General features: G+C 59.0%; 6 protein-coding genes and 1 pseudogene. 5 read left to right on the forward strand and 2 right to left on the reverse strand.

Annotation, left to right across the window (positions count from 1 at the left end):
• Nucleotides 1-1110 precede the first annotated feature (1110 nt).
• The 3 genes from AC1VNY_RS41655 (at nt 1111) to AC1VNY_RS41665 (ending at nt 3103) form a co-directional block, all read left to right on the forward strand.
• Nucleotides 1111-1638 (forward strand): hypothetical protein, encoded by a 528-nt coding sequence (locus tag AC1VNY_RS41655; protein ID WP_482409543.1) that lies wholly within the window; start codon nt 1111-1113, stop codon nt 1636-1638.
• A 219-nt stretch (nt 1639-1857) separates the two neighbouring features.
• Nucleotides 1858-2550 carry a winged helix-turn-helix transcriptional regulator gene (locus AC1VNY_RS41660; RefSeq protein WP_482409544.1) on the forward strand — a complete coding sequence of 231 codons (693 nt, stop codon included), beginning with the start codon at nt 1858-1860 and terminating at the stop codon, nt 2548-2550.
• A 106-nt stretch (nt 2551-2656) separates the two neighbouring features.
• Entirely contained in the window at nt 2657-3103 is a 447-nt protein-coding gene (locus AC1VNY_RS41665) for a YybH family protein (RefSeq protein WP_482409545.1), read from the forward strand.
• A 23-nt stretch (nt 3104-3126) separates the two neighbouring features.
• On the opposite strand, the pseudogene AC1VNY_RS41670 reads toward AC1VNY_RS41665, so the two are convergent.
• Nucleotides 3127-3255: pseudogene (locus tag AC1VNY_RS41670) on the reverse strand (IS5/IS1182 family transposase); the annotation flags it as partial.
• A gap of 93 nt (nt 3256-3348) precedes the next feature.
• Here AC1VNY_RS41670 and AC1VNY_RS41675 point away from each other — a divergent pair.
• Nucleotides 3349-4179, forward strand: coding sequence for a methyltransferase domain-containing protein (locus tag AC1VNY_RS41675; protein WP_482409546.1), 831 nt, complete (start codon nt 3349-3351; stop codon nt 4177-4179).
• Between the two features lie 200 nt (nt 4180-4379).
• Here AC1VNY_RS41675 and AC1VNY_RS41680 read toward each other — a convergent pair whose 3' ends face one another.
• Nucleotides 4380-7730, reverse strand: coding sequence for an adenylate/guanylate cyclase domain-containing protein (locus AC1VNY_RS41680; protein WP_482409547.1), 3351 nt, complete (start codon nt 7728-7730; stop codon nt 4380-4382).
• A gap of 276 nt (nt 7731-8006) precedes the next feature.
• Between AC1VNY_RS41680 and AC1VNY_RS41685 the strand changes: the two genes are divergently transcribed.
• Complete coding sequence (locus AC1VNY_RS41685) at nt 8007-8132, forward strand: hypothetical protein (RefSeq protein WP_259245124.1); 126 nt, start codon at nt 8007-8009, stop codon at nt 8130-8132.
• The last annotated feature ends 409 nt before the right edge of the window (nt 8133-8541 follow it).

Raw genomic sequence — 8541 nt, forward strand, 5'->3', positions numbered from 1 at the left:
CACCCGGCTACTGGCTAATCAACCGCGATCGACCGGCGGCCCGAAAAGCCAATCTACGTTCCATTGCAAAGGAGCGGAACGAAGTCGGCATGTCGGCGCCGCGTGGGGAGCGTTCGGTTTGCTCGGCTCAGCGGCCGCTAGTGTCCATCCAATCGCAAGATCGAACGGGGTTGGGATAGAAGCCGCGATGCTGGTCCGAATGGGCTCGCTCAACGCTGTTGCGGCAATCGTGATCGTCGCTACGGATACTAGGACTATGAGCACATCGGTCACGATGCGCTTTGAAAAGTGATTCGTCATGATTTGAGCCCTCACGACCGATGGACGCAGGCACAATCCAGTTCGAACGGAAATGGGCACGTGTAACGAATTCGCCACCTGTAGCGGATCATTAGCGTGGCAGCGACTAACTATGTAGCAGCCATCCAGACCTAATACGCCAATCTTTAATGCGAAGATGCATTGGGGCAGCCACCTCAAGCAGCTTTAGAGATCGGCTCACAAGCAGGGATTGCTTGGTGCCCGAGCCCGCTTGCACTTGATGTCAAGAAGGAGGGGCCACCAGCGCCGCGAACGTGAGCCCTCAACGCGCCCGTTATACCACCAATCGGTAATATGTCGCCAGTGGCATAGATTAAAACGGCGCACCGAGTTGAGCGAGGTACGCAGCAATCGTTTGAATGTTCGGAGTTCTCGTTAGCAATGCCGAGAACTGGATCAGGAGCGTGCGCAGCGGCGAGAGTTGCGCGCCGATCTGGCTCGTGTCGCCGCAGCGCCCCATCCGAGCGCTATCCGCAAGAAAGCGATGGTCTCGCGAGGTCGAGGCATGGGCCGAGCGGGCGAGGCCGAAATGCCGCGAGCAGCATCGAACACGGCGAGCAGATGGACTCGGCCGCTCCTGCATCAATCGCATTCGGGCAACTGATCGACATTCGCGGTTTCATGACGGCCCCTCACCTCCGACGTCCACCCAAACGTCGATCAAGGGTAGCGTTTTCAAAATTCAAAGAAGGTCAGCAATGTCGGCATATTGGTCAACATTCTTGCCGCACCATAGCGGTTGGCTGCGCTGATAATCTCTAATTGTTATGCTACTAGTTTGAAGCCCGCTTGAGCGGCGCAGATTTTTTGAAGTGTTTTTTGGAGGGGAATGCCATGCGAAAATATGCATTAGCTTTACTCGTCATTACTTCTCCGTCTTCCGTCCTCGCGTCCGAATTGCCAAAGGAGGGCAGTTACGACTACACCGCGTGCTGGTCGGGCGTTAACAACACGATCAGTTTCTCCAAGACTAACACCGCGTCTAGCTATGAAATGACTGGTAGCATCCTCAGCAATCCTCCCGGTAGCATGTTTGATAAGAACAGCTTCCGCTGCGTGGGGATGAATGCCTCGCTTGACGGGAAGTTCACGGGGGGCGCCGTATGCGAGAGCGTGGATGTAGACGGCGACAAACGCTTGTCAAAATTTTCGCTCGCGAGTGATGGAAGTCTCACCCGAGAAACTGTCGCAGGCACCGGCAAATACGAGGGCATGATGGTATCCGGCACAGTCCACCCCTTGGGTCCATTTCCGATCATGAAAGCCGGGACGTTTCAGGACTGCAATCATCAAACCGGCACGTATAAGCTAAGGTAGCTCACAACGAGAACGAGCCGTCGCTGACCTCTTTTTCGGCGGCGGCTATGCGCGCGAGTAGATTTCGGCATGCCGTCGCGGAAAGGCCCAATCCTGGGCATGGCCCCGTGCCTACCCGTCTCACGCGCAGAAGGAGAGCCTCGATACTGGGCTTGCGCCCGGACATTAGTCCAGAAACTGGACTACCTTGGAGGCCCCCGTAATGCTAAAGTTCTCGGCATGAGAGGCTATGGATCATTTTGCCCCGTAGCCAAAGCTGCGGAAATTCTCACGGAGCGATGGACCCCGCTCGTGCTCCGAGAGCTGTTGCTAGGGTCCCACCACTTCAACCAACTTCGCCGCGGCATCCCCCAGATGTCGCCGACCCTCCTCTCCAGGCGCCTGCGAACGCTAGAAGAAGCCGGGCTAATCTCACGCCAATCAGGCGATAACGGGCACTGGGAGTACCATCCAACCCAAGCGGCTAAGGAGGCCCGGCCAATTATCGATGCATTGGGCCATTGGGGCCACAAATGGGCGCGCAGCCAGCTTTCGCCCGACGAACTCCACGCGGGCCGACTCATGTGGAATATGCGCCGTTCGTTCAATCTAAAGCACATTCCATGCGACTTCGTGCTGCACATCGAGATTGCGGACGCTCGACCGAGGCGCTGGTGGTTTGTTGTGAAGAAGGAGGAAGCCGATCTCTGCTGGGATGATCCCGGCTTCGAGGTCGATGTCAGCCTCCATGCGAGCCTACTGACGCTTGTACAGATTTTCATAGGCGAGCTACCTCTGCTACGGGCGTGCGAGCTCGGCAAAATCGAGATCGACGGTCCAAAGCATCTTGTGAAGAGCATGCGGGCTTGGTTCCCACGCAGCGCATATGCCAATGAGACACCTGCCACCGCGGATCGGGTCTCAACAGGTTGACGACATTCTCTTCAGTCCACGTTTTGGACTAGTGGCCCTGCTTCCCTCAGCGGTAGCGTTTGCGAATGCGCTCGTGCGCCAAGCATCACAGCTAAAGGAGGCAAAGATGAGCCGCACTTCTCTTCTTTCATACGCCCTGCTGTTGATCCTTACTTGTGCGTTCTTCGGTCCCGCAGGGGCAGACCCACTTGCCGACGAACTTTCCTCGGCGGCTGCCAAATGGGATGCCGCCATCAACAACGCAGACTTCGATGCCCTATTACCATTGTATACCGCTGACGCCAGATTGATGCCGCCTGGTGCGGAGCCCGTCACCGGCCCTACCGCAATCCGTAATTTCTTTGCTGGGCGAGGAAGAAGCGTCAGAGATCACAAGGTTGAGCTGGTCGATGTGTTACCCATCGGGAACTACGCCTATACCACCTCCCATTTCGCGGCCACGTTAGTGGTGAATGAGAAGGCGACGCCAATTTCTGGCAGCACCGTCCGACTCCTTGAACGCCAACCCGACGGGCAGTGGAAGATAAAGTCTCATATCTTCGTCAAAGAATAAATTCGCGGGTGCCGCAGCCATAATTAGGGCGCGGATTCACAACGCGCGGCCAGCCATAGGCGGATAGATGCGAGTTGGACGAAGGCAAGGTAGTTTCCTGCGCTGTCGTAGCGCGTCGCCACCCGACGGCACTGCTTGATCCTGTTGAAGAACCATCCTGCGCCAATGGGCCGCGACCGCTCCCCCTCTCGGTGTGATAGCTTCACACGACAACGAGCGGGGGACGTGGCTATCAAGGATTGGCCATGGTTGACCAAGGACAATGGCAAGTAGCTGGAAATGCTGCTGAGACATACGAGGACGCCCTTGTTCCGGCTGTCTTCGCACCTTGGGCACCGCTCGTAGTTGCTCTTGCGGACCCGCGAGCAGGTGAGCGCATATTGGACGTCGCATGCGGTACCGGCGTCGTGGCGCGGCTCGCTGCGCAGCGAGTAGGCCCCGCCGGGAGCGTGACCGGTCTCGACCTGAACCCCGGTATGCTGGCGGTCGCTGCCTCTATCGCGGCTTCCCGCCCGCCCACAGGCGCACCGATCACGTGGCAAGAGGCTAGCGCGACGAACATGCCTCTGCCTGACGGGACATTCGATGTCGTGTACTGCCAATTGGGACTTCAATTCTTCCCAGATCGACCCGCCGCACTGCGCGAGATGTATCGCGTGCTGGTGCCCGGCGGCCGCCTCGGCTTTATGGTGTGGCAGGACATCCAATACAGTCCCGGGTTCAGCGCCCTAGCCGTTGCGCTTGCGCGGCACGTCAGCGCTGAGGCGGCGAACATCATGCGCGCTCCATTTGCGCTCGCCGATGCCGAACAACTGCGCGCGCTCGTGGCTGCGGAAGGTTTCAGCGACATAACGATTGAGCCGGTTGAAGGCGCCGTTCGTTTTCCGTCAGTTTCGCAGTTCGTGCAGGACTATGTGCTCGGTTCGCCGCTCTCAGGCCATGTGGCCAAAGTCTCGGATGAAACCCGTAGAGACTTGGTCAGCGAGGTAGAAGACGCGCTGATGTCTCATGTCGCCGATGATGGGTTAGAGTTTCCGATCAAAGCGCACCTCGCCAGTGCGGTGAAGGGAGCATAGCGGTCGGTCATAGCCGATGCTCAAGTGAAGGTTTCGCTGCCGCTTGCGGGCCAACGTCCGAGATGGGTCACAAGCCGCCCATAGCGACCGAACCGAGTGACTTCCGGTTCACCTCGAAGAGCCGACGTTCGCGATCGTCATGCAGACCGTCAGTTATGGACCAAAACCTGAAGTTCAATGCTGGCGCTTGCGCTACGGAATTATGCCAGAACATCGAGTAGGGCCTTTGCCTGCTTCAGGTCCGGCGTATCAAAGCCCTCGGTGAACCAGCCGTAAACTGGCGCAAGCAGTTCGCGGGCTTGTTGCGGTTTCCCTTGATCGCGCCAAAGCCGCCCCAGCAAATTGGCGCCCTGCAATTGCAAGCCTTTCGCAGATTGCGCGGCGGCGATATCGGTTGCCATTCTCAAGTCTGCCTCGGCAGCATCAGTTTCCTGCAACTTCTGAAGTAACCGCCCACGGATTATATGAATTCGAGGCAAACACCAGCGGTCTCCAATCTCTGAAGACACAGCAATCGCCAAGTCAGTCTGCTCCATGCCTTTTCCGTACTGACCCGCCGCCAAATAGGTTTCGGCCAACAGGCAGACGATCAGGCATAGATTGCTTCGCACGCCGAGCCGCCCATACGTCGCCAAGCCATCCTCAAGAAGCCGAATGCCGCGATTGACGTCGGCGGTTTGGCCGATAGCCCATCCAAGGTAAGCCATGCCAGTGGCGCGCTGCTGCGGCAAACCATGCTCTTCAGATAACGTCAGCAACTCCCTGGCCGTGCTTACCACTGCCGGAGCATCACCACGAGCAACCTGACCTTGGCAAACGAACCATAGCGCATGAGCTAGTGACGGCGCATGTTCTAAGCGCCGAGCCAGCTCGACCGCGTCGCGTTCCGACTGCTCCGCCTGTACGGGGTAACCGAGGAGCCATTGCAAGACCGATCTGATCGATAGAGCACAGACAGCCGGATCGTGCCCGAGATACAGGTAACGGTGTTTAGCGTGTCGAACCTCATCGTATAGGGCCATTCCTGCGTCGGCATGGGCCTTCGCTTCTGAGAGCGCGCCACGGAACCAGCAAACTGGCCAAGCACAATGATGTGCTTGGAGCTCGATGTCTGGATCTTGAACAGTACGCGCGACATGAAACAGCTCTTTTGTGATCTCCTCCGCCCGGAAGAACTGGCCGCGAGCGGTATGAAACAGCCACAATCCAGCCAAGGGCGGTGCTAAATCGACCGAGCTTTGAAGTTTCCGTGCTAAATGTTCGGCACGTTCGAAGGCAACGCCAACCTCTGGAGCTGACCAGCTGTAAACACTCATCAGCGCTGGACCGAGCTGAGATAGAATTGCAAGCTCAGACTCCGAACGGTCAATCTCGGAACTTTGCTTTTCGATTAGAACGAGAGCCTGGCGAAAATGCCCGATCGCTTCGCGATTGCTTGCCCGCCGCACCGCTTTCTCTCCCGCCGCACGCCAGTATCGTATCGCCTGCTCGTTAAACCCAGCTTCCGCGCAATGCCTGGCGAGGAGTTCCGGCTCCGCCTCAATCAACTCGGGAAACTCCTTTTCGAGGGTGTTCGCGATTCGCCCATGAAGCTGCTTCCGCGACGTACGCAATAACGTCCCATACGCGACATCCTGCACGAGGGCATGCTTGAACAGATACGTCGCAAGCGGCGGCAAACCCTGCCGGAACAACAAACCAGCTTGAATGAGGCGAACGAGCGCCGATCCCAACTCCGCCTCTGTCTTCCGGACCACTGCAGTCAGCAGCGCATGGGAGAACTCGCGCCCGATCGCTGCCCCGATCTGCGCCACCTCCTTGGCGGCGCCCAGCCGGTCGAGCCGCGCCATCAGGGACGCATGCAGGCTCGCGGGGACTGCGAGCACCGGAGAGGGGACTGAGGTCACAGTCTGCAGGGCTTCCAGCTCGTTCCCGGCCTCCAGCACTGCCTTCGTCATTTCTTCGACAAACAACGGGATGCCGTCGGTGCGCTCGATGATGTCGTTTCTGATGTTCGCCGGCAGCGGCTTGTTGCCGATGACGCGGTCGATAATGGCACCAATTTCGTGCTCTGCCAGACGGTTGATCGTTAGCGCGGTCACATGCGGCTGTCCGATCCAGGGCGGCTCGAACTCCGGCCGAAACGTTACGATCAAGAGCACGGGAAGCTTCGCAATCTGTTCTACGGTGTGACCAAATGCTTCGAGACTCGTGGGGTCGCTCCAGTGCGCATCCTCCAGGATCATCAGCACGGGGCTGGAGCGCGCGAGCGTCTCCAACTGCAGGCTGAGCGCTGCAAGCGTCTTCTGCCGGCGCTGTTTGGGAACAAGCTCCAGAGCGGGATAGCGTCCGTCGTTGGGAAGCGATAACATCTCGGCCAATAGCGCCGCGTCCTCTCCGGATGTCGAGGTCTGCCTAAGCAGTGCACCGAGCTTGTCGAGCTTTGTTTGCGGTGTGTCGCCGTGCACAAATCCGGCGGCACGTTCGAACTGCCCGATGAGCGGATAAAAAGCGCTGTCCGCGTGCTGGGGCGAGCAGAAGTAACGTAGCCGCGTGTGAGGTTCGGCCGCGAGTGCCTCCATGAGCGCGGCTGTGAGCCTTGATTTGCCTATCCCGGCCTCACCGGATAGGAGCACCATCTGGCCTTCGCCGGTCTTGGCTCTTGCCCAGCGCCGCAACAGTAGTTCAAGCTCTTCTTCTCGCCCGACGAGTGCAGTCAGCCCTCCGGGATGCATCGCCTCGAACCGGCTCTCGACAGAACTTGCCCGCAGCACTGCGAAGGCCTTCACCGGCCCAGCAATCCCCTTGAGCTCCCTGGGCGCGAGGTCCCGCAGTTCGAAGATATTGCCCAGCAGCCCGCGCGTTGCCCCGGCAATGACAACCGTGTTCGGCTCGGCGATGGCCTGAAGGCGTGCCGCGAGGTTCGGTGTCTCGCCGACAATACCACGCTCCTGGGCTTCGCCAGATCCGACAAGGTCTCCGATAACCACCATCCCGGTGGCTGCCCCGATCCGCACCTGTAGTGGCTCGGGCGCCGCCAGCGTCGCAATTTCATCGATTAACACGAGCGCGGCCCGAACCGCACGCTCGGCATCGTCTTCGTGCGCCTGCGGATAGCCAAAATAGATAAGGACGCCGTCGCCCATATATTTCGCCACGAAGCCGCCGAAGCGGCGCACGGTCTCTGCGACGCACCTGTGATAGGCCGTAATTATCTCACGCAGGTCCTCTGGGTCCATTCGCGCGGAAAGCGAAGTCGAACCTACCAAGTCAGAAAACATCACGGTTACCTGACGACGCTCGGCGGTATCGCTGATGCCTTCTTCTCTGGCCGAAGCGGTGTCGGACGGTGCCGTGGGCGACGTGGCTTCAGCCCGTAAGGCGGCGACGGCGTCGAGCAACTTCCGCCGATGCCCGACAGATGCGATGCCAAGCTCCTTCAAGTCCTCCGGCGTCAAACTCTGGAGGATTGCTTCGTCGATGTTATTTTCGCGGAATGCCGCCTCGTACTGTTCGAGGCCAAGTTTCCGCAGCCAACCTCCGACGTCCATGGCGGCGCCCCTAGCTGTGGCATGATCCCCCAGGCGCGACATCCTGTCGAGGGAAAGGGAGTGGCCGGTTTAGGCCATTTTCGAGGACTTCAGCGGAGATTGCCGGCCGGCAGCCCCCTAAGCGTCCAGCCGGGGCCTACCCGGAAGCTTTAAGCTTCCAGACTGGAAGCTCAAATCAGCGCCGCGGGCGCGGCCTTTCAAAAAGAGGCCGCTGACCGTGGGCCTTATACTGGTGTCACATTTGCGCACGTCGCTCACTCGTCCATGATAGGCCTCATGCGCGAGGCAATCATTATAACCGTGCCTATTTTGGTGCTGGCCTTTGCCCTGCAGCGTGAGCGTGGTGCCGCGATCCTGCCTACTAAGCCGCTTCCTCCGGTCAGCGCGCGAGAGAACAATTGAACGAGCCGACAGCGTTCGGTAGAGGTCGCCGCGCGCGATCGCTTCGGTCCTTCGCTGCTTCGATGAGCCTTACGCCTGACCGGTGACTACGTCTCCTTTGCTCCTATAGCGACCAGGTTCGTGCGGCAGCGCGGTTTGTCGCGATGGGCACGGACGTTGTTAGACGATGTCTGGAGTCATCGGCAACGCACTACTTGTTCGGCATGGCGACGCGAGTTAGACCCTCCCGCATCCCTGCGGCCAGCAATTGCACCCCGTTCGCAGCCTTGAGCACTAGGATTCCGTGTGTGCTTCTTGCTCAGGCAGCGAAGATGAAGCGTGTACCTGTGTAGGAGCGCAGGAGCTTGTTCGGCATCTCGGCCTTTGCCATTTCGTAGAACGGCTCACCAGTGCAGTGGAGTGGAATGAC

Source organism: Bradyrhizobium ferriligni (genome assembly GCF_056837965.1).